This window comes from Flavimaricola marinus (genome assembly GCF_900184895.1).
Classification (GTDB): Bacteria; Pseudomonadota; Alphaproteobacteria; order Rhodobacterales; family Rhodobacteraceae; genus Flavimaricola; species Flavimaricola marinus.
Genome location: NZ_FXZK01000004.1, coordinates 132,431 through 151,980, shown reverse-complemented (window position 1 = coordinate 151,980; position 19,550 = coordinate 132,431). Strand labels below are relative to the sequence as shown.

Here is a 19,550-nt window from a genome sequence, read left to right as displayed (position 1 = left end):
GTCCTTTTCGCAGGATCAAAAGGCCGGCTCGGTCTGCAATCGATGGCAGAGCACGCGTCTTTGAATCGCGCAAGCCTGCCCGGCGAGCACCCCATTTCATCGCTCAAATAGGGATGACTCATTAAAACGTCTCGTTCCGAGACGGCCGGTTTTCCACCTGCGATTGGGGTCGGCCATGCCAACCACGCGATTCTCGCGTTCATTCCATGCGCCTTCTGCTACATATCCGATTTGACGCTACGATCGTTGCGTTTACAAATCGTAAGCAGTGACCCGATTTACTCGACGCTCACCTGATCGGCGTCGATGTTAAACCGATCGAGCAGCTCTTCGGTCATGGTCCGAGTGGCCTGCGCCTCTTCGATCAGATCCCGACGTGACTCCAGTGTCGGCGGACTTGGCAGCACGACAGGATCTGACAGAATTGCGCGAGACGCGGTTTGGAGCAGTGGGTCGTCGCCGGATTCCAGCAAGGTCCACGCTCCGGCCCGCCAAGCACCCTCGGGGCTCGCAACGGCATCGGGTTGCTGCAATTCCTCCGCCAGTGCGCTTTGGAAATCACCACTCGCAGCAAGCGCCCTCGCCCGAATCTGCGCTGCCCTCGGATCGGACAAACCGATCAGTGCGGCATTCAGCGCGTCGATATCGCCGATTTCAGCCGCGGCCTCGCCTCTCAGATACCGACGCTCGGCCATGGCCTCCTGCACGGCTGGCCCAGCAAGGATCGACATGGCGCGATCCGGAAAGCCCACTTCCAGCAGTCTCTTTGCGACGGCATTCTCTGCCTCAGCACTCAATCCGTTCGGGAGGTCGGCGAAGGCAAATTCCAGAAAGGATGCGGTGTCTCCGCGTTCAGCCATCTCCGCCACAACTTGCGATGTCTGTGCGTCGCGATCGACCTGAGCGATCGGCAAGGAGACATCAGACACAAGTACCAGCGCGGCATCGAACTCATCTCGCGCCGTGCGCGCCCGTAGTTCGGCCAGGCCCAGTTTTCGAGCATCATCCGATCCGCCCGCCTCAAAGCGCATGGCCGAAGCCAGATCGAGAAGCGGATCATCAACCGTACGGCCCTCTGCCAGCAGCAAATTGATCAACTGTACCAATCCGTCCGCGGTCATCCGGGTGTCTTCGTCGGCCATGGCGCCCAGAACTTCGATTGCCGGCCCCGCGCCTTCCGTCGACTCGATCACCGCGGCGCCGGTCAGATCGGCCTCGACCGTATGCCCCGTTTCCAGCCGCTGGGACGCAGTCAGGATCATATCTGCCGTCGTCGAATCTCCGGCTTCGAGGAACAGCCGGGCAAGGCGTGCGCCCAAATGTCCTCGCAATTGGTCAGGCAGCAGCCGAAAGGCCATTACGGCAGCGTTGCGCCCATCGGTCGAAGACTCGCCCAGGCTGCCGTTGGCCAGAGCCGCCCACATGACGACGAACCCTGAGCAGTCCATCTGATCATCAAGAACGCCGTTGCGCTGAGGCACATCGTCCACAACACGCGACAGGGCGTCGAGGACGAGTCTTTCCTGAGACCCTTGGCCATCCAGCGCCAAGACCTGCCGCGCTTCCTGACCGAAGCCAAAAAAGATGTAGGTCTTGGCGAGATCCTCAATCGAGCCCTCTGGATAGGCGTCAAATTCGCCGGTCAGGATACGGCGATGATCCGCAATCTGCGTCGAGAAGTCCCTATCGTCGCCCCACGTATCCAGGCCGAGCATCTCGTCCGAGATACAGTGGCCGGACTCTTCGATTATGCCCTGCTTCCCATTTTCGTCGCGCTCGATCCCGGTGCGCAGCACCAGCCCGGGGCCGCCGGTGCCCGAGGAGTTGGAAACAGGGGTCGGGATCCCATCCATCGGGTCGGTGATCGGAGTCAGAACAGGAAGCTCGGCGGAATTCGCAGAGCCGTCCTCGCTCAGATTGTCAGGTATGATCGGCACGGGCCGCGATGGAATATCGAAGACACCTTGGCTAGCGGCACGCGCGAGGCTCTCGATGACGGCACGTTCGGCTTCAGCCACGCGATTGTCAGTGGGTGGCGTGACGGCAAATGTGCCGGGGACCAACGGTGGCCGCGCCCCGGCATCGGGTGCTTCAATCAGCAAAGGCAGGTTGACCTGGTCGGCGGAGTTGGATTGTGGCTCCTCGGTCGATCCGCCGACCAAGGCAATCTCGAACTCCGACCCGTCAGGCGGTGGTCCATCCACAACGTCGACCACGAGCTTGTCAGCCCGCCAGAGGAAGGCATCTGCGTGGCATTCACAAGAGACTGAGATGCGCAAACGGCCATCTTCGCTCTCGATCGAAGCGATCCGGTCGGGGGGAATCCTGTCGAAAACAGTGGTGGTATCATAGGTATCCGACCCGTCGCCGAGCTCCAACGCGTATCCATCCGACACGCGGCCCAAGGTCCACTCGCGGCCTTCGGGAATGGTCAGAACCAAGCGCGAGAAACGATCGTGCTCGCCGGAACGTATCGAAACGACCTCGGCCCCGACCGGCGCACAGCAGATCCAGAATACAAGCGCGAGAAAAATCCTCATGCGGCGTCCTTCGTAGCCTTGAGGGCCTCTTCCAAATCCGAGAATGCCGGCCGATTGTGACCGGGAGTGTTCTGACGGCCGACTTCGATGCAGATGTTGGGGGCATGGCGATGCAGGTTGGCGACGAGCACCTCGCGGATGAGTTGATAGAAGTGCCCGTCCTCTTCGATCACAGATTTCAACCGGCCGGCGAGCGGGCCGACCAGACCGTAGGCGAGAAACACGCCCAGGAAGGTTCCCACAAGAGCGCCACCGATCATTTTCCCAAGGATTTCCGGCGGCTGGTCAATTGACGCCATCGTCTTGATAACCCCTAGAACCGCCGCGACGATCCCGAGCGCCGGAAGCCCGTCCGCGATGGAGTGCAGCGCATGAGTCGAGTGCATCGAATGATGGAAATTCGCTTCGATTCTCTTTTCCAAGACCTCTTCGACCTGGTGCGGATCGTCGTAGTTCATGGATGCCGACCGCATCGTGTCACAGATCAGGGCGATGGCCTCATTGTCGGTCATGATTTTTGGATACTTCGTGAATATCGAAGATTCGGTCGGGTTCTCGATATGTTCCTCAAGGGCGACGGGGTTCGCCCGTGCGACCCGGATCAACTCGAACAACAGACACAACAGATCCCGATAATCGTCTGATTTCCACTTCGGGCCTTTGAAGACCTTGCTCACGTCTTTCACCGTGTGCTTGATCCCCGCCCCGTCGTTCGACAACACGAACGCGCCGATGGCCGCGCCGCCGATCATGATCATCTCGAACGGCAGGGCCTTGAGAATGATCCCCATCTTACCACCGGCAAGGACATATCCGCCGAACACCATCACAAAGATGATGACAATCCCCACCACACCGACCATCGCGTCAAACTCCTATGAAGACAGCAGGGCCAGAGGTCTTGGCCCTGCGAACATTTTTGCAGAAAGGCGTTAACGGTTGGTCATCGGCAGAACGATTCTGACTCTATTCCGTCGGTGCGTTGGCATTGCGCCCGGCCAGGACGACGCTGATCAGATAGGCGGTCTGAGATTCGAGATTGGTCATGATCGCTGCAGCAGATTCCGGGCGCATCCGTCCCATGAAACCGGCTGAAAACGCCGGCTCCATCGCCTCGAACAATGCGGCCGCGTCCTGTGGCTTCATGTTCTCGTAGACAGCGGTAAGACGATTGAGATCATCCTCTGCGGCGGAATTCGCCAGTGCGAGCAATGCAGCAAGGGAGTCCTCCGCCTCGGTCAGTTCGGCGATCTTTTCCTCGATCTCGGCCTCGGCGACGGCCATCGCTTGCATCCGATCTGCGATCCGCGCTTCCCGGGCCACGACCCGCGCCTCTCGCTCCTGAAGCGCTTCGATGAGCGCAGCTGGTGTGTCCTCTGGTCCGCAGACAGCAGGCTCCACCGTCTCTGACATTGCCGGTTCTTCGGCTGCCCCAACGGCAAAAGCGGGACCGGCCGTGCCAGCAACCCTGACAACGGCAGAGGCCATCAGAAGACCGGCGATCACTGTCAACGCGCCTCGCCTTGCCGTTCCCCTGCGGCTCATGGGTGGGTTCCCTGACCTTCGGGATGACGCACGAAGAAGGGATTCACAGGCGCTTTTTGAGGCGTCGGCTCCGGCAGGTCGTGCAACGATGCCACAAGCAATTCGAGGCGCCCAGCCGCCGCTTCGGCACGAGCATTCACCTCGTTCAGGCTCGAAACAGAGGTCTTGGCTGACCCCTGCGCCTTGTTCAATGTCCGTGTCAGATCATCGACCTGGGCAGACAACACAGCGACCGCGCCGCCGACGCCCTTTTCAAGGTCGGTGAATCGGCGCAACCGCCTCGACAATACATAGCAGTAGAAACCGGCGCCCAACGCTCCGGCCATCAAGAGAATATCCGATATCAACGACATGAGCTGCCCCTTTCTAGTTCAGCACGAATTCCATAATCAGAAGGTCGCGGACGCGACCCTCCCCCGTCACGACCTGGACGCGACGCAACATCTGCGCGCGCAGACGCATCAACGCCGTCGGATCCTCGAGGTCGGATACTTCGACGGCCCGTAGATAGCCGTTGAGAACATCGACAATGCGAGGTTTGACGGCTTCGACCTCGGCGGCATGTTCGGGGGCCACCTCCAACTGCGCGGCAAACCGAAGGAACTGGCGACCCGACTGATTCGGCATGTTCACGATCAATGGATCGAGTGCGACAAACGACGCCGGAGCGAGCGGCGGCAGCTCTGCGAGATGAGCCTCGTCCTCTGCATGCGTCTCGGTTCCCCCGCCGCCCAGAAGGCCCATTTTTACAGCCATGAACCCACCGCCCCCGCCGACAAGAGCAAGCACCACGCCCAGTATCAGCGGCAGCTTGGATTTCTTTTTTGGTTCCTCGGCTTCGGCCGGATCGGCAGCGGCAGTCATCGGTTTCTCCAATTTGTGACGATGCCCTTTCATAGCGCCGCACAAACTAACCGATTGTTAAGCCCACCAAGGTTAACTGAATGCATCAGGGCAGAACGCCCGTCGTTACCGGAGGAATTCTCTTGGACAGCTTGATGACAGTTTGGTCAGGCCTCAACGCAGGGCGTCGAGCCATCGTTGTTCTCGCCACTATCGCCATGTTCGTGACGGTATTCGCCCTGTCGCGCGGCGCGACGAAGCAGGACATGTCGCTGCTCTACGCCGGGTTGGAAGAGCGGGCGGCGGGCGACGTGATCACCGCGCTCGAGCAGCAAGGCGTCGCCTATGACGTGCGCGGATCGGGCATTTACGTGCCGACGGTCCAGCGGGATCAGCTCCGAATGACACTTGCCGGACAAGGCCTGCCTGCCAATTCGTCACAGGGCTACGAGCTGCTCGATTCGCTCACCGGTTTCGGCACGACATCGCAGATGTTCGACGCCGCCTATTGGCGGGCAAAGGAAGGGGAGCTGGCGCGCACCATTCTGACGAGTCCTTATGTGCGGTCGGCGCGGGTACACATCTCGACGCCGACAAACCGGCCCTTTCAAAGAGAGGACCGGCCCACCGCCTCGGTCACCGTCAGCACCGGCTCCGGCACATTGTCGCCGGCGCAGGCTAATGCGCTGCGGTATCTGGTGGCCTCCTCGGTTTCTGGCCTGGCGCCTGAGAATGTCGCGGTCATCGACGGCGAAGGCGGCCTTATCGGCGGTTCTGACGAAGGGAATCAACCCGGAGGCCAGGCATTGTCCGAAGAGCTTCAGGCGCGTGCCGAACGGCTCCTTGCCGCGCGGGTCGGATATGGAAATGCGGTTGTCGAAGTGTCGGTCGAGACCGTCACCGAGCAGGAATCCATCGTCGAACGGCTGATCGATCCGGACAGTCGCGTCGCGATTTCGACCGAGGTGGAGGAGCGTTCCAACACCTCCAACGATTCGCGCGGCGGCGACGTGACCGTCGCGTCAAACCTGCCCACCGGCGATGCCGCGGGCGGTGGCGGCACTTCGACCAGCGAAGACAGCGAGACGCGGTCACTCACCAACTACGAGGTTTCCGAGACCAGCCGTGAGGTCCTGCGCAATCCCGGTGCTGTGCGGCGGATGACCGTGGCCGTGCTGGTCAACAATGCGACCGTGACGGACGACGACGGCAACCTCGTCAGCGAACCTCGCGACGAGGAGGAGCTACTCGCCTTGCAGGAGCTCGTCGCTTCCGCCGTCGGGTTGGACGAGACGCGGGGTGACGAGATCACGGTCCGGTCGATGGCCTTCGAAGCGCCCGAAGTGCTGGGAACAGAGGCGGTCGAGCCGGGCGGATTGCCGCTGGATATGATGTCTTTGATCCAGATCGGCGTGCTGGCGCTTGTTGCCCTGATCCTCGGTCTCTTTGTGGTGCGGCCAATTCTGTCGCCGCGCAAGGCGGCGGCCCTCCCCGCGCCGGATATGGGCAACCAAATGGGTGCGCTGGATCAGAACGCCCTGCCCTCCCCGGACGACCGCGATCCAAGAGTGATCGACGGCGAGGCAGTGCCCGAAGGCGACCCCGTCACACGGCTGCGCAAGATGATCGACGAACGACAGGACGAAACGATCCAGATCCTGCAGAGCTGGGTCGAAGATCCCGATGGCAAGGAGCATGCATAATGGCGAAACCTGCGTTTCTGGAGCCTTTCGAGGTGATCGATGGCGGCGGCGATTCGCAGCCGTCGGAAGACTGGCAAAACGGACATGACGCAGGCTACGCCGAAGGTCTTGCCGCGAGCGAAGCGGAGCAGAACGTTCTCTCTGCCGCCCTTGTCCAGACTTTTTCGGACATGCGCTTTGGATACCACGAGGCACGCGAACACATGATGGTCGCACTTCGCCCGATGTTCGACAGCCTGATCAAGGCGTTCGTGCCGGCCTTTGCGCATGAGATGCTGGTGCCGCACATCGTGGCCGAACTCGCGGCCAAGGCGATGGAAAACGCCGATGCGCCGGTGACGATCTCGGTCGCACCAGGCCAGCGGGCCGATGTCGCAGATGCGCTCAGCCGCTTCACCGACCTGCCATTCGAGCTGCATGGCGATGCCGCACTGTCGCCGGCTCAGGCGATCTTGCATTCCACACAGGGCGAGGTGGCCATCGACCTCGACAGCCTGATTGCACAGACGAAAGACATCTTGTCGGCACTTCTCGACATCACCGAACAACAAAGGTCCGAACATGGATAATCCCGGCACGACTCCCCCTACAGACCCGCACACCGATCACCCGCTCCATTCGGTTCCGATCGAAATCACGATCTCCGTCGGCCATGCCCGCCCCTCCGTCCGAGATTTGCTGGCGCTGGGTGAAAACGCAGTCCTGCCACTCGATCGTCGGGTCGAAGACCCGGTCGAGCTCTTCGTCGGCGGTCGGCTCATCGCGCGGGGCGAACTTCAGGAACTGGACGGCGGTGAACCGGGGCAGCTTGCTGTGCGTCTGACGGAAGTGGTGAGCCTGCATGGCGATCTGGGGTAGGTCAGGTTTGAACCGGCCCCTCCCCAGATCGGCCGCAGTCATCTGCGGCTGTGCCCTGCTCGCGATGACGCTCGCCATCGCGTCTCCGGCCACGGCTCAAGAGGTCACCTTGTCACTCGGCGATGACGGGTCCATGGCGGCGCGGTCGATCCAGTTGATCGTGCTGATCACTCTGCTCAGCCTCGTGCCGGGGCTCGCAATCATGATCACGTGTTTTCCGTTCATCGTGACGGTGCTTGCGATACTCAGGCAGGCGATCGGGCTGCAACAATCACCGCCGAACATGCTCATCGTGACCTTGGCGATGTTCCTTACCTACTTCGTCATGGAGCCGGTATTTCTGGCCGCCTGGGCCGAGGGGATCGCACCGCTGATCAACGAAAATATCTCTATCGAACGGGCCTTTACGCTGACCCTTGGTCCGTTCCGTGATTTCATGGCCGGACGGATCGATATCGATACCTTCGAGTCGCTGGCCGCACTGAGACCCGACCTTTCTCAGTCGACCCCGGTCCCTGAGTCCCCGCTTTCGGTCCTGGTGCCATCCTTTCTTCTGTCCGAGATTTCACGGGCCTTTCAGATCGGGTTCATCATATTTCTGCCCTTTCTCATCATCGATCTCGTCGTCGCGGCGATCCTGATGTCGATGGGCATGATGATGGTGCCGCCCGCAATCGTCTCTTTGCCGTTCAAGCTGGCGTTCTTCGTCGTGGCCGATGGCTGGAGCCTGATCGCCAGCAGCCTCGTCCGGAGCTATTTCTGAAATCTCGGTGTCGTCCCTCCGACATTGCCAAAGGCCCAGAATGGGAGCGGCATGGATTTCCGCTCCCATTTCCGTTGAGGCTTTGCCCAAAACCCACCCCCGCCAACCACTCTTTGAAACCACTCGATCATTGCGGTTGAGCCGTCACTTGCACTGGAATCAGTAATCGTATCACCGCACTCTCTGGCGTTGCTGCTCGGGCCTTCCGACCATCTGCCAATCGCCCGCCGCAAACCGCGCGATGAGCACGGTCAAAGCGGTTGAAACAGGCCGCGACACATTTGTGTTGCGGCCTGATCTTCAGCGCACGATGAACTCGGCGTGAAGCGCGCCCGCAGCCCTGATGCTCTTGAGAATGTCGATCATGTCGTTCGGCGCCACTCCAAGTGCATTCAGCCCGGCGACGACCTCTGACAGGGACGTCCCTTCAGGCACCTCGGCCAATCCGATCCCCGGCTCCTGCTCGATGTCCGCCTGTGTGCGGGGGACCACAACCGTCTGCCCAGGTGCGAACGGGTTAGGCTGCACGACCAAGGGTGCCTCTTCGATCCGCAGGGTCAGATTGCCTTGGCTGACAGCGACGCGGCTGATGCGCACATCCTCGCCCATCACGATGGTGCCGGAGCGTTGATCGACGACGACCCGCGCCCGGATCTCGGGCTCGATCATGATGTTCTCGATCCGGCCCAAGGCATGTGCGGCCGACGGCATATGGGTCGCAGCGATGTCGATCTCGACTGTGCCAGCGTCCAGCATTACGGCGACGGGTCGATGGAAATGTCCGTTGATGGCCTGTTCGATGCGACCTGCCGTCGTGAAATCCGGGGTGCGCAATGCCAACCGCAAGGACCGCAGACCCGAGAAATCGAAATCTACTTCCCGCTCGACTGTCGCACCCGCCGGTATCACGCCGGCCGTGGGAACGCCTTGGGTGACCCGAGCGCCTTGGCCTTCGGCCGTGATGCCGCCCGCGATGATCGTCCCCTGCGCCACCGCATATATCTCGCCATCCGCAGCATTCAGCGGCGTCATGATCAGGGTCCCGCCCAGCAAACTGGATGCATCGCCAATCGCCGACACGGTCACATCGATTGGGCTCCCGGCCCGTGCGAAAGGCGGCAGGCTAGCCGTCACAAGAACGGCCGCCACGTTGCGCGGACGAAACTGCTCGCCCGTCACATTCACACCCAGACGTTCCAGAATGTTGCTCATGATCTCTTCGGTGAATGGCGAATTGCGCAAGCCGTCACCAGTGCCGTTCAGCCCCACAATCAGCCCGTATCCGACCAGATCATTCGAACGGACACCGTCGAATTCGACGATATCTTTCAGCCGGATAGGGGACGCGATGGCGCTCAGCGGGACCGCGGCGATCAATAAAGTAGCGATCAGCTTTCGGAGAAACCTCATCACAGGTACCCCACCAGGCTCAGGCCCGACAGACGGGCGGTCACCGTATAGTGGGTCTCGAGTTGCGTCTGCACCTGCTCCAGCTCGGACGCCGTCTCGAAGGGATCTGCCGACACCATGTCGTTGCGCATCAGCGAAAGAGCCGAGACCTGTGCCGTCAGCCGCGATTTCGCGCTCTCCACCCGGGCCTCCTCCGCACCCGTGCTGGCCTGTAAGTTCACAAGTCCGCTGCTGGCCGAGACCAGCGCCGTCGTAGCCTCGGCAAACATCGCCGCCCGCTCTGAGCTGCCCATGGCGAGGCCAGTATCGGTCGCCAATGCTGCGAGAGCCGAGGCTTTCAACACGTCGCGCACGGCCTGATCATCTGCGCGAGCCACGAACTGCGCCGTCGTCTCATCGTCGATCCGTCGGGTTGGGCTGGCCCCGGTGTCGCCCAGATAGCCCAATGTCTCGAACCCGCCGCCTGGCGTGTCGAACCAGGCGGTGATGGCGGCACTCGCGTCGGCTGCCGTGGTTGCGCCGGCGATCGCTGTGCGCAGCTCGGCCAGCATCACGTCGGCGCCCGCGAGCGCTGGGCTGTCCGGGGTCGCTCCGGCAAAGAGCGACTGCCCCACAAACTGCGTGTTCATTGCGCTTACGATCGATTCAAATGCGGATGTGCCGGCATCGGCGCCAAACTGCAACTGCGCTTGGGTTGGCTCCAGAGACATCGATCCCGTGCTTTCCACCAACCCGCTGCGAAGGCTGTCCACGCGCTCCAACGTCGCCTGCATCACGCTCAATCGGCGGGCGACCGAGTCGGCGGTGGCAAGCTGAGCCCCACCGACGGCAATCCGCCGGTCGATATCGGCAAGTTGCACCGCGTCACCCTTCAAATGTGCCGACAGGTCTTCGACCCGCCCTGTCGAAAGCTCGTTCGACAGCGTCATCAGCCGGGATTTGATCTGATAATTGGTACGGCTGGATGTGAATAGCTGTGCCATATCGCCAAGTGTGTTCATCGCCATTTCTTAGATCTCCATCAATCTGCGGATCATGTCGTCGATGGTCTGAACCACCTTGGCATTTGCTGCATAGGCCTGCTCGATCTTCAGGAGCATCTGCATCTCCTGATCGGTATCCACCCCGTCGGCCAACTCGGCTTCCCGAAGCGTGCTCCATCTCGCCGACGAAAAGGCGACCTCTTCATCGGCATTCACCCGGCTCATGCTGATGGCCGAGGCGAATTTCGAGACGTTGCCGGCAAAGGACGATGCGGTGCCACCTGTCGACAGGGTGCGCGACTGCGACAGTGCACCAATCCAGGCGTCGATCTGGGTGGCATTGCCAATCGGCCCCGCCGTCGTCGCTCCGACCCCGTCGCGCAACCGGCTGAGAGCGCCACCCTGCGTCGGATCGACGGCCGGGTTGACCGCAATCCGCCCGGCCAGCCCCACCTCATCGAGGGGGTCGAATGCCAATCCGGCGTCGGTGAACAGGCCGGGCTGGCCCGCCCCGACGGTCGGATCAGTCGCCGGATCTGCAAATCGCTCCAAGAGATCGCGTGCCAGCGCGTCGAGGGTCGTCTGAGCCTCCACCAAGGTTTCGTCGCGCAAGGTGAATGTCGCCTCGAGAGAGCCACCCGACAGGCGGCCGAAGCCGTCGGCGCCCATCGAAACACCGTCCTTGGTGATGCCGGACAACATGCCTGCGGACAGCGTCATGTGCGGCATGATGATTCCGGACGCGGCGAATTCGTAGGTCGGTGCCGGGCCATCTATCAGCATTTCACCGCTGACCGTCATCAGGGCGATGCGCCCGTCTGCGCGGTCGAGTTCCTTGACGGGCACGATGGCGCTGATCTTGTCGATCGCGACCTGCCGCTGATCCATCAGCGCAGACGGATCGGTGCCCATGGCCTTGGCCTTGGTGATATCGGCGTTCAGGGTTTCGATCTGCTTCAGCGAGGTGTTCAGTTGCGACACCTGGTCGGCGATGTCCGCATCCGCTTGCTGGCGCAGATTGCTGATCCCGGCCTGATCCTCGTTCAGGCCCTTGGCCACCGATTTGAACTTGTCCAACGCATCGGACAGGAACAGATCGGACGTCGGGTCGCCCGCCGCGCTGGCCAGCGAGGCTTCGAGCGCCGCAACCCTCCCGGCGAGGGAGGACGGATCGTCGGGCTTTCCGATCAGGCTTTCGAGGCTGGTCAGCGCCTCGGCAAACGTGATGGACCGACCGAGATCCGCGTCTGCCAATCGGCGCTCGGCCAGAACCGTGCGGTCGACCACGCGGCTGATGCCGTCGATCGTGACGCCGGCGCCCCTGCCGCCGACGTCCTGGGCCGAGAGATTGACGACGCGGCGGCCGTAGCCTTCGGTCAGGACGTTGGACAGGTTCGACGATACGACCTCGGCCATGCGCGACGTCGCGGTCAATCCGGATAGGGCATTGGATAGGGAATGCGAAATGCTCATTAATCAGTGCCCCTCCGCGGGCTGAAGATCAGCGTTTGATATTGGTGGTTTCCTGCAGCATCTCGTCGACCGTCTGGATCACCTTGGCGTTCGACGAATAGGCGCGCTGGGTCTCGATGAGGTTTGTCAGCTCGCGGGCCACGTCGGTCGCGGATTCCTCACGGGCATAGGCCACGATATCCCCCACCGGGCCATCCGCCGCGTCCCAAAGGAACATGCTCCCGCTCAGGTTCGAGATGGAATAGGTCTGATTGTCCATCACCTTGAGGCCGTTGGGATTGGCCACGTTGATCAAGGGCACCTGATAGATCCGGGTCGACATGCCGGTGTCGAAGAACGCATAGACATAGCCGTTTGCATCGACCTCAACAGAGGTCAGGTTGCCGGCGGGAAACCCGTCCTTCGAGATCTGGCCGGGGGAAAACAGATCGGTCAGCTGTGTCATGCCGCTCGGCTCACCGGGAAGGCCGATATCGAAGGTCATCGGGCCACCCGCCACCGCCACGTCGAATGTGCCGGTCAGCGGGTCATAGGCGCCCCCCGAGACCGTCGCGACGTTCAGCAAGGTGCCCCCCGTATCGCGGGCATCGTCGAATTGAAGGGTATACTCACCGATGACCGCGCCGCCCGAGGCGGAATCGGTCAGCGTCATCGTCCACTCGTTCGAGGCGCCGGCGGCGCCCGGCACGGTCGGGGTATAGGTCACCGTGATCGTCTGGGATTTGCCGAGATTGTCGAAATACTCGATCGACAGCGTCTCGGGCGTGCCATCAGCACCGAATTCGGTCGACGTGGCCGGCAGGTTCACCGCCAATTCGATCTGGGTGGTGGCGGATCCGGTGACCTGACCGGCATTGATCTGGATCGGCTCGAGGCCCGCGTCGGAATCGCGGGGATAGTCAGGGATATTGCCATCGGCATCTGCGGGCCAGCCCATCAGGATCAGGCCACTGGGCGATTCGAGATAGCCTTCCGCATTCATCCGGAACGATCCTGTGGTGGTCAGCTCGAGCGGAGTCTCTCCGCCACCAGCCACCGCACTGGCGCTCGTCACCGGCAGGAATCCACCGCCGCGGACCGCCAGGTCGGTCGCATTGGTGGTCGAAATCAGCGACCCACGCTCATCGATCAGACGTTGAACAGATACTCCCACGCCCCCGGCCGTATAGGTTCCCGGCGTGCTCCCCGTGACCATCGAATCGAAATCGGTCGTCGCGCGCTTGTAACCATAGGTCGAAGAGTTGGCGATATTGTCGGATATCGTGGCCAACTGGCTTGCGTTGGCCTGCAAGCCCGCGACACTGGCGTTGAGAGAAGAAGAAATTGTCATTCGGTGAGCCTTTCTGCATCGGATCTGTCTAATCCCTCCCCCTGACGTAGCGGCTTGCGCTTAACATGTGCCTAACCGCTAAAATCGGATCTACTTCCGGGGGCGGCGATCAGGGCACTTCCCGCAGCAGGATGATCTCCAACCGGTCGTTGCGCACGTCGAGCGGTTGCTCGGTAAAGGGCGACTGGTCGCCGTGACCGGTCAGGCGGGCGGTGCGGTCGGGATCGAAACCGGCCTCCTGCATGACACGGCGGGCCTCCATGGCGCGGGCGGTCGTCACATCCCACACCGGGTTTTCCGCCAGTACGATCGGTTGCGACGGGATATGCGATGCAAAAGCCACCGGATTGGGAATGATCGCGGACACCCGGGCGATCATGTTCAGCAGCTCGACGGTCAGCGGGAGCGGCTGGTCGGTCATGCCGTCAAAGATCGGAATGCCGGGAAGAGCAAAGATCTCGATCACCAAGCCCTCGTCGGTCAAGCGGGTCACGACATGGCGCAGCGCGTTCTCCGACAGGACGGCCTCGCCGCCACTGCCGAGCAGGATCTCTTCGATATCGCGCAAGAGGTCGACCTCGGCGGCACGGGCCTGAGCGGCGGCCGCTTCGGCCTCGCTCATCTCCGGCACGTCGATGCCGCCATTGCCTCTGCGCAGGCCCGAGTTGGTCGACTGGAAATCCTCGCCGCCGAACATGTCCTCGCCGCCGCCGGACACGCGGTTTACCGCGATCGTGGGTGTGAAGTAATCCGCGATCCCCTTGCGCTGCTGTTCGGTCGTCGCGTTCAACAGCCACATCAGCATGAAGAACGCCATCATCGCGGTCACGAAGTCGGCGTAGGCCACTTTCCATGCACCGCCATGATGGCCGCCACCTGCGATCACCTTCTTGCGTTTGATAATAATCGGAGCATTCGCCTGAGCGCTCATAGTCACCACCTTTTGTCTCACCCGCAATCTGACTAGAGGGCGGGCTGTGAAGGTGACTTTAACGTTTCAAATGCAGGTCAAAGGTCGCGTCTGCGCCACATTTCGTCGGGGCCACAAAACTCGATCAGATCATAGCCGGCGGCGTGCATGATCTTGCGGATCTCAGGCGTCGCGGTGTTGTTTTCTATGGACCAAATCCCCACGCGGTGGCGATCGAAGGGAAACGATTCCAGCGCCGCGACCTCGCCGCCCTCGATGTCGAGTGAGACAAAATCTGGATGCTGCAATCCGGCGTCCGTGAGAATTCGACTCAGGGTTCGGGTCTCGACCTTGAGCTTGCGCTCCTTGTGGCGGGGATCCTGGCGGACGCGAGTCAGCATCGCGGGATCGTAATTGCCGGCCAATCCGCTCATCTGGGTGTAGCCTTCGGTCACCTCCAGAAACTCCGCCTCGCCGTCGCCGGACGCCACCGCATAGGGCAGGCAGGGGGTTCGGCGGACCGCCTCGGCGGCCTCGCGCTGGGCCGGCACAGGCTCGACGATCACCCCGGTCCAGCCGCGAAACATCTCAAAGAACAGGGTGTTCGATCCGGTCACCCCGTCATAGCCGCCGATATCGGCAAAGGTGCCGCCGCGGAGGCCCTTGAGCACGGTGTCCACCACCCGGTCCTGCCCGGCCTGCGAGAAATAGCGGTAGTTCGGATCGCGCATCAGGCGGATCTCGTGCAGTTGGCGGTTCATCTCGCCGCGCTTGCGACTGCGCTCGCCCGACATCGCCTTGACCAGCCGCGCCTCTGCGGCCCGCAGATCGGCGCGGGCCTTGGCCAGAGCGTCAGTCTCGCTCATGCGGCAGGGCCATCTGGCGAGACATAGGATTTCTCCTCGACAATGGCCGAGCCGAGCAGCAGGTTGATCGCCTTCTTCACCTCGGCGCGGCGGTCGTTGGTGCGATAGACCGCGCGGGCGAGGCGAATGAACTCCGGCCCGAAATCGGACCCAGCCTCGCAGGCGCGGATATCGTCCTCGATCTGCCAAAGGCCGGCGTTGATCTGATACAGATCCTCCCACAGGGCAGCCAACTCCGCACTCCGCGGCAAGGCAGCGTCGGCGACGGCCTGCAAAGCGGCTTGCTCGATGAGGACATTCTTGCGTTTGGCAAGGTCGGTGATCCGCTCGGCCTTCAGGCGGAGGATCGTCAGCTTGTCGATCAACTCACCCGGCGCGATGGGCACCATGATGACACTCATGCGCGGGCCTCTTTCCACTTGTCGACCTCGGCGAACAGGCGGGTGCGGACGCGGGTGAACACCCCGCTCCAATCGCGTGGCGTGGTCTGGCGGAACAGACGCATCGACGGATACCACGGCGTGTGGGGGCCCTCGTGGCGCCACAGCCAGAAGGCGTCCCAATGAAGCAACGTCCAGACAGGACACCCCAGCGACCCGGCCAGATGGGCGGTCGCGGTGTCGGAAGTGATGATCAGGTCCATCTCCTCCATCAAGGCGGCACAATCGGCAAAATCGCGATCGCGGCTGCCCGCGTCGATGATCAGCATATTGCTGCCGTCGGCACGAAACGCATCGAGCTTTGGGCCCTTGTAAAGCGAGAACATCTGCACCTCGGGAATATCGAGCAGGCGATGAAACTCGGTGTGGGAAAAGGACCGGAACGCATTCGCGCGGTAGGTCAGGCTGCCGCTCCACACCACGCCCACTTTGAAACGGTCGGCATTGGGCGCCACCAAGGCACGGGCACGGTCGCGGCTGTCCTGCGGGATATGCAGGCCGGTCGGGGCCGGCGGGGTGTCGATCTGCTCAAAATGCAGGGGCGGCAGGTCCATCAGGTTGGTCCAGACGTCGAATGCATCCTCGGGCGGCGGGCCGACGACCAGACGGTCCACCCCTTCGAGCCCTTCATAGAGGCGGGCGACGGGACGTTCCGTCTGCATGATGACCTCGGCAGGCTCAAACGCCTGCAACATCGGCAGAAAGCGGGCGAATGCGATACCGTCGCCAAAGCCCTGTTCGGGCAAAACGAGAATGCGTTTGCCGTTCAGCGGCGCTCCGTCCCACTTGGGCTTGGTGATCTGGCGGGGGGTCAGCTCGTTGGTCCGCCAGCGGGCGTCAAAGTTGCGAAATCCCTCGACGTAATCGGCACCCGCCAGCTGCGACATGGCAAGCTGAATGGCGATCTCGGGCTCGTCGGGATGCGCGTCGCGGGCGGCCTCGAGGAAGGACACCGCATCGTCCGTGCGGCCCAACGAACGGAGAACCTTGCCGATCATCGCCTTGAGCATGGGATCGTCAGGGCGGGTCTTGAGAACCTCGCGGCGCAACTCCAGCGCCTCTTCGCATTCACCCAGATCGGCGAGGATATTGGCCAGATTGTTGGCAATCGAAATCCGGTCCGGCTCCAGAGCATAGGCGCGGCGCTGCGCCACGCGGGCCAGTTCGTGCTGCCCGGACGAGCGGAGCAGAGCGCCAAGGTTCGACCACATCAGCGCGTCGTCGGGGGCCTGCTCCAGATAGCGGGCATAGAGCGGGCGGGCCTCGGCGATCTTGCCGGCCTTGTGCAGGGTCATCGTCTGTTCGCGCAACGCCTCCAGCGTTTGCGGGCTCGGGGTTTCCGGCTTCGGCATCTGGTTCATTCCGGCTGCCCGCCACGGCGCTTGACGGGGGTGATCAGGGTCTCCGGGCGGCGGGCTTCCGCGGCCTCGAACAGCGAGAACGTCTGATTGACGTAGTTCACCGCGCCCGAAATCATCTCCATGTATTCGGTCAATTGCGGCGTCACCTCGGCCTCGACGACCGTGACGCTGCGATCCTGCGGCATGGTCTCAAAGCCCACGTAGAACAGCGGATCGCCGCGGTTCACCTTGATCGGCTTGGTGGTGTCGTGCCACTCGAACGCCCACATCAGGGGGCGGGGCCAGACGTTGATCGGATAGCGGCCGCCAAAGATCGTGCCGGGTAGCGGCTCCTTTGGATAGTGCATGAACGGCGCGACCTGACTGGCATAGACCGGCTCATCCGAGACAAAGACATAGGGAAGTGCCAGCTGGATCGTCGGCACGTTGGGATGGCGCCATTCGACTTCGTTGGTCAGATGCAGCTTCTCGCCCAGCTTGCTGGCGCGGATGGTGCTGGCCTCGCCGCTCAGGTTGCGCAGGGCGGGCTTGCCCTTGTCGTCGCGGGTGAACCCGATGTTCAGATCGAACGGGCAGCGGATCACGAAATACCGGCTCTCGAGGTTGATGACAGCGGGGCAACGCGACGCCGACTTGGCGTGCTTCTTGTTCAGATCGACCGACCGCACCCGCTCCGGCGGGCCGTAAATTACACCCGCCTTGCGCTCGTTAAGAAACCAGCCAACCGTCACCGGGCCGCTGCGCTTGGCACCGTCGTCACGGGTGTTCTCGAAACTCACGGACAGTTTCATTTCATGGGCTCCTTCAGGTGCGGCGCCCGGCATCAGACGGCGGGTCAAACGGGATCTCGGGCAAGCGCACCATATCGGACTTGGCCAATATCAACACGATTATCAGGGCTTGGTTAACAGAGGTCTGCAAACCTTGTGCCAAGCGGGTCACATCTGTGGGGCCGTTGGCCTCGAGCCATTGGCACGCCTGATGCAATGACAGCGGCGGCACCGCATGGCGCCTGTATAGCTCACGCCCGCTGATCTGACTGTGCAGGGCGATCTCTTCTGGCGTCACCGGCCGCACAAGGGTCACCACGTCGTCGGGGCGGATCTTGGTTGAGGGATAGTCCTGATAGAGCGTGAAGGGATCGATTTGAAGCGGGTTGACCGAACGCTTGGGCGGCTCGGCCCCGCGAAGCGCGGCCAGATCTTCGGCCAGCGCCAGATACTGTGGAATGACGGCGCTCCAATCAAGCGTTGCCCGAACATGGGCGGCGGCTTGACGGCCCATCTTGGCGCGCAACGCGGGGTCCCTGATCAGGGCCTCGAACGCCGCGGCATAGGCCGGCACTTCGATCTGCACCTGCGCCTGCACCAGCGCCAGATACTGCAGATATCCGTCGACCCCCTCTGCAAAGCGGCGGGCCAGTTGCGCCCCGCTCCCCACCGGCGCCATTCGGGTCGGCACCAAGAGGCCGGTCTCACCGTGGATCACCGTATCGCGAAACCCGTCCCAGTCGGGCATGACCACGGGCAGTCCGGCGGCCATCGCCTCGACCGGAACAAGGCCAAAGGTTTCCTGAATACTGTCAGCGGGCAGGGTGAAGATATCGGCCCCGGCCCAAACATCGCGGCGGATATCCGGGTCACGACCATCCAGAAAGCGGACCTGCACGCGATCACACAGCGCCTCGGCGGCGGTGCGGTGCAAGGCCTCCTCTTCCTCTCGGCTGGCCCATCCAGTCATCCACAGATGCACCTCGCGGCCCGTACGATGGGCGACCTGCTCCAGCGCCAGCAAGAGCGGGATCGGGTTGGCCTTTTCGATCACGCTCATGCGGCCCATCGTCAAGACGACGACAGCCTCCTCCCGCGCACCCTGCGCCGCGCGCATCCGGGCACGGGCTCCGTCGCGAGGGGTGAAATCGTCCGCGGCAATGCCCAGCGGGATCACCGGAAGCTGCGGCTGCGGCACCCGCGTCGCACCATACCGGGCGCGAAAAAACTCGGCCTCGGCCTCGAATTGACGGGCAACCACGGATTTGACGGCATGAGACGTGCAGATCACCGCATCCCAAGGCTCCACCGGCTCAGCGAGCATCTGATGGATCCCCTCGATGATGCGGCGGGTGGACACGGTATGCGTGATCCCGACGAGCGAGCAAGACGCAGGACCATGGCGCATCCGCTGCCAAGGGGTGCCCTGAAAACCGGGGGTCGGGAAAAAAACGGTGCCGGCAAAGGCCGGATCAAAGCCGCCGCGCAGGCTCGGCACTCTGAGGGGGCGGGTCTCGCCCAAGGCGCGGGCGGCCTCGTCAAACGCCTTGGCGGCCTTTGGCGCATCGACATAGGCGCGGACCTCGTCGCCACCGGCATGGGCCAGAAACCCCTTGAGAAAACTCTGCCCGGCCGATCTGCGGCCCACGATCTCGCGGCCCTCACCCTCGACCGCATCGGGATGGAAAAAGATCGCAACCTTTTCCGGTTGGCTCATACCTGCACGCCTCTTGGCTTTTCGGATAATCTGACCGA

The 19,550-nt window shown here is 62.4% G+C and carries 19 protein-coding genes; 4 read left to right on the top strand and 15 right to left on the bottom strand.

The genetic code is table 11. The annotated features are described in order from the left end of the window. Positions 1–278: 278 nt before the first annotated feature. The 5 genes from LOM8899_RS11765 to LOM8899_RS11745 all read right to left on the bottom strand — a co-directional run bounded on the left by LOM8899_RS11765 (position 279) and on the right by LOM8899_RS11745 (position 4,949). Positions 279–2,540, bottom strand: coding sequence for a hypothetical protein (locus LOM8899_RS11765; RefSeq protein WP_093992422.1), 2,262 nt, complete (start codon positions 2,538–2,540; stop codon positions 279–281). Further along, positions 2,537–3,403 (bottom strand): flagellar motor stator protein MotA, encoded by an 867-nt coding sequence (gene motA, locus LOM8899_RS11760; protein WP_093992421.1) that lies wholly within the window; start codon positions 3,401–3,403, stop codon positions 2,537–2,539. The genes LOM8899_RS11765 and motA overlap by 4 nt, the downstream gene beginning before the upstream one ends. 103 nt (positions 3,404–3,506) lie before the next feature. Then, positions 3,507–3,953, bottom strand: a complete 447-nt coding sequence (locus LOM8899_RS11755; protein ID WP_306456516.1) for a MotE family protein — start codon at positions 3,951–3,953, stop codon at positions 3,507–3,509. 128 nt (positions 3,954–4,081) lie between these two features. Beyond that, on the bottom strand, positions 4,082–4,438 hold the full coding sequence (locus tag LOM8899_RS11750) for a hypothetical protein (protein ID WP_093992419.1): 357 nt from the start codon (positions 4,436–4,438) through the stop codon (positions 4,082–4,084). A 13-nt stretch (positions 4,439–4,451) separates the two neighbouring features. Next, on the bottom strand, positions 4,452–4,949 hold the full coding sequence (locus tag LOM8899_RS11745; RefSeq protein ID WP_093992665.1) for a flagellar basal body-associated FliL family protein: 498 nt from the start codon (positions 4,947–4,949) through the stop codon (positions 4,452–4,454). 134 nt (positions 4,950–5,083) lie between these two features. Here LOM8899_RS11745 and fliF point away from each other — a divergent pair, with 134 nt between their 5' ends. The 4 genes from fliF (at position 5,084) to fliP (ending at position 8,252) form a co-directional block, all read left to right on the top strand. Continuing rightward, positions 5,084–6,631, top strand: coding sequence for a flagellar basal-body MS-ring/collar protein FliF (gene fliF, locus LOM8899_RS11740; protein WP_245820515.1), 1,548 nt, complete (start codon positions 5,084–5,086; stop codon positions 6,629–6,631). Then, positions 6,631–7,200 carry a FliH/SctL family protein gene (locus LOM8899_RS11735; protein WP_093992417.1) on the top strand — a complete coding sequence of 190 codons (570 nt, stop codon included), beginning with the start codon at positions 6,631–6,633 and terminating at the stop codon, positions 7,198–7,200. The genes fliF and LOM8899_RS11735 overlap by 1 nt, the downstream gene beginning before the upstream one ends. Next, on the top strand, positions 7,193–7,489 hold the full coding sequence (locus tag LOM8899_RS11730; protein WP_093992416.1) for a FliM/FliN family flagellar motor switch protein: 297 nt from the start codon (positions 7,193–7,195) through the stop codon (positions 7,487–7,489). The genes LOM8899_RS11735 and LOM8899_RS11730 overlap by 8 nt, the downstream gene beginning before the upstream one ends. 64 nt (positions 7,490–7,553) lie before the next feature. Next, positions 7,554–8,252 (top strand): flagellar type III secretion system pore protein FliP, encoded by a 699-nt coding sequence (fliP, locus tag LOM8899_RS11725; protein WP_093992415.1) that lies wholly within the window; start codon positions 7,554–7,556, stop codon positions 8,250–8,252. Positions 8,253–8,552: 300 nt separating this feature from the next. On the opposite strand, the gene LOM8899_RS11720 is transcribed toward fliP, so the two are convergent. The 10 genes from LOM8899_RS11720 to LOM8899_RS11675 form a co-directional block, all read right to left on the bottom strand. After that, the gene (locus LOM8899_RS11720; RefSeq protein WP_211096195.1) at positions 8,553–9,662 is read right to left on the bottom strand and encodes a flagellar basal body P-ring protein FlgI; all 1,110 of its coding nucleotides are present in this window, start codon (positions 9,660–9,662) and stop codon (positions 8,553–8,555) included. Next, the gene (locus LOM8899_RS11715) at positions 9,662–10,669 is read right to left on the bottom strand and encodes a flagellin (protein WP_093992413.1); all 1,008 of its coding nucleotides are present in this window, start codon (positions 10,667–10,669) and stop codon (positions 9,662–9,664) included. The genes LOM8899_RS11720 and LOM8899_RS11715 overlap by 1 nt, the downstream gene beginning before the upstream one ends. 3 nt (positions 10,670–10,672) lie before the next feature. Further along, positions 10,673–12,118, bottom strand: coding sequence for a flagellar hook-associated protein FlgK (gene flgK / locus LOM8899_RS11710; protein ID WP_093992412.1), 1,446 nt, complete (start codon positions 12,116–12,118; stop codon positions 10,673–10,675). A gap of 28 nt (positions 12,119–12,146) precedes the next feature. Then, a complete protein-coding gene (locus LOM8899_RS11705) occupies positions 12,147–13,448 on the bottom strand; it encodes a flagellar hook protein FlgE (protein ID WP_093992411.1) in 1,302 nt (433 codons plus the stop codon). A gap of 109 nt (positions 13,449–13,557) precedes the next feature. Then, on the bottom strand, positions 13,558–14,379 hold the full coding sequence (locus LOM8899_RS11700; RefSeq protein ID WP_093992410.1) for a flagellar motor protein MotB: 822 nt from the start codon (positions 14,377–14,379) through the stop codon (positions 13,558–13,560). Between the two features lie 77 nt (positions 14,380–14,456). Further along, the gene (locus tag LOM8899_RS11695) at positions 14,457–15,224 is read right to left on the bottom strand and encodes an FkbM family methyltransferase (RefSeq protein WP_093992409.1); all 768 of its coding nucleotides are present in this window, start codon (positions 15,222–15,224) and stop codon (positions 14,457–14,459) included. Next, positions 15,221–15,625 (bottom strand): DUF6165 family protein, encoded by a 405-nt coding sequence (locus tag LOM8899_RS11690; RefSeq protein ID WP_093992408.1) that lies wholly within the window; start codon positions 15,623–15,625, stop codon positions 15,221–15,223. The genes LOM8899_RS11695 and LOM8899_RS11690 overlap by 4 nt, the downstream gene beginning before the upstream one ends. Further along, positions 15,622–17,025: a tetratricopeptide repeat-containing glycosyltransferase family protein gene (locus tag LOM8899_RS11685; protein WP_245820514.1), complete on the bottom strand. Its 1,404-nt coding sequence runs from the start codon at positions 17,023–17,025 to the stop codon at positions 15,622–15,624. The genes LOM8899_RS11690 and LOM8899_RS11685 overlap by 4 nt, the downstream gene beginning before the upstream one ends. Next, a complete protein-coding gene (locus LOM8899_RS11680) occupies positions 17,022–17,816 on the bottom strand; it encodes a hypothetical protein (RefSeq protein WP_093992663.1) in 795 nt (264 codons plus the stop codon). The genes LOM8899_RS11685 and LOM8899_RS11680 overlap by 4 nt, the downstream gene beginning before the upstream one ends. A 13-nt stretch (positions 17,817–17,829) precedes the next feature. Further along, a complete protein-coding gene (locus LOM8899_RS11675) occupies positions 17,830–19,512 on the bottom strand; it encodes a glycosyltransferase family 4 protein (RefSeq protein WP_093992407.1) in 1,683 nt (560 codons plus the stop codon). Positions 19,513–19,550: the final 38 nt, after the last annotated feature.

What these genes read in the sequence shown, in the direction of transcription:
- LOM8899_RS11700 (WP_093992410.1), bottom strand. Translation starts at nt 14,379, where the DNA reads ATGAGCGCTCAGGCGAATGCTCCGATTATTATCAAACGCAAGAAGGTG.
- fliP (WP_093992415.1), top strand. Translation starts at nt 7,554, where the DNA reads ATGACGCTCGCCATCGCGTCTCCGGCCACGGCTCAAGAGGTCACCTTG.
- flgK (WP_093992412.1), bottom strand. Translation starts at nt 12,118, where the DNA reads ATGAGCATTTCGCATTCCCTATCCAATGCCCTATCCGGATTGACCGCG.
- LOM8899_RS11695 (WP_093992409.1), bottom strand. Translation starts at nt 15,224, where the DNA reads ATGAGCGAGACTGACGCTCTGGCCAAGGCCCGCGCCGATCTGCGGGCC.
- LOM8899_RS11675 (WP_093992407.1), bottom strand. Translation starts at nt 19,512, where the DNA reads ATGAGCCAACCGGAAAAGGTTGCGATCTTTTTCCATCCCGATGCGGTC.
- LOM8899_RS11755 (WP_306456516.1), bottom strand. Translation starts at nt 3,953, where the DNA reads ATGTCAGAGACGGTGGAGCCTGCTGTCTGCGGACCAGAGGACACACCA.
- LOM8899_RS11720 (WP_211096195.1), bottom strand. Translation starts at nt 9,662, where the DNA reads ATGAGGTTTCTCCGAAAGCTGATCGCTACTTTATTGATCGCCGCGGTC.
- LOM8899_RS11730 (WP_093992416.1), top strand. Translation starts at nt 7,193, where the DNA reads ATGGATAATCCCGGCACGACTCCCCCTACAGACCCGCACACCGATCAC.
- LOM8899_RS11750 (WP_093992419.1), bottom strand. Translation starts at nt 4,438, where the DNA reads ATGTCGTTGATATCGGATATTCTCTTGATGGCCGGAGCGTTGGGCGCC.
- LOM8899_RS11685 (WP_245820514.1), bottom strand. Translation starts at nt 17,025, where the DNA reads ATGAACCAGATGCCGAAGCCGGAAACCCCGAGCCCGCAAACGCTGGAG.
- fliF (WP_245820515.1), top strand. Translation starts at nt 5,084, where the DNA reads ATGACAGTTTGGTCAGGCCTCAACGCAGGGCGTCGAGCCATCGTTGTT.
- motA (WP_093992421.1), bottom strand. Translation starts at nt 3,403, where the DNA reads ATGGTCGGTGTGGTGGGGATTGTCATCATCTTTGTGATGGTGTTCGGC.
- LOM8899_RS11680 (WP_093992663.1), bottom strand. Translation starts at nt 17,816, where the DNA reads ATGAAACTGTCCGTGAGTTTCGAGAACACCCGTGACGACGGTGCCAAG.
- LOM8899_RS11735 (WP_093992417.1), top strand. Translation starts at nt 6,631, where the DNA reads ATGGCGAAACCTGCGTTTCTGGAGCCTTTCGAGGTGATCGATGGCGGC.
- LOM8899_RS11745 (WP_093992665.1), bottom strand. Translation starts at nt 4,949, where the DNA reads ATGACTGCCGCTGCCGATCCGGCCGAAGCCGAGGAACCAAAAAAGAAA.
- LOM8899_RS11705 (WP_093992411.1), bottom strand. Translation starts at nt 13,448, where the DNA reads ATGACAATTTCTTCTTCTCTCAACGCCAGTGTCGCGGGCTTGCAGGCC.
- LOM8899_RS11690 (WP_093992408.1), bottom strand. Translation starts at nt 15,625, where the DNA reads ATGAGTGTCATCATGGTGCCCATCGCGCCGGGTGAGTTGATCGACAAG.
- LOM8899_RS11715 (WP_093992413.1), bottom strand. Translation starts at nt 10,669, where the DNA reads ATGGCGATGAACACACTTGGCGATATGGCACAGCTATTCACATCCAGC.
- LOM8899_RS11765 (WP_093992422.1), bottom strand. Translation starts at nt 2,540, where the DNA reads ATGAGGATTTTTCTCGCGCTTGTATTCTGGATCTGCTGTGCGCCGGTC.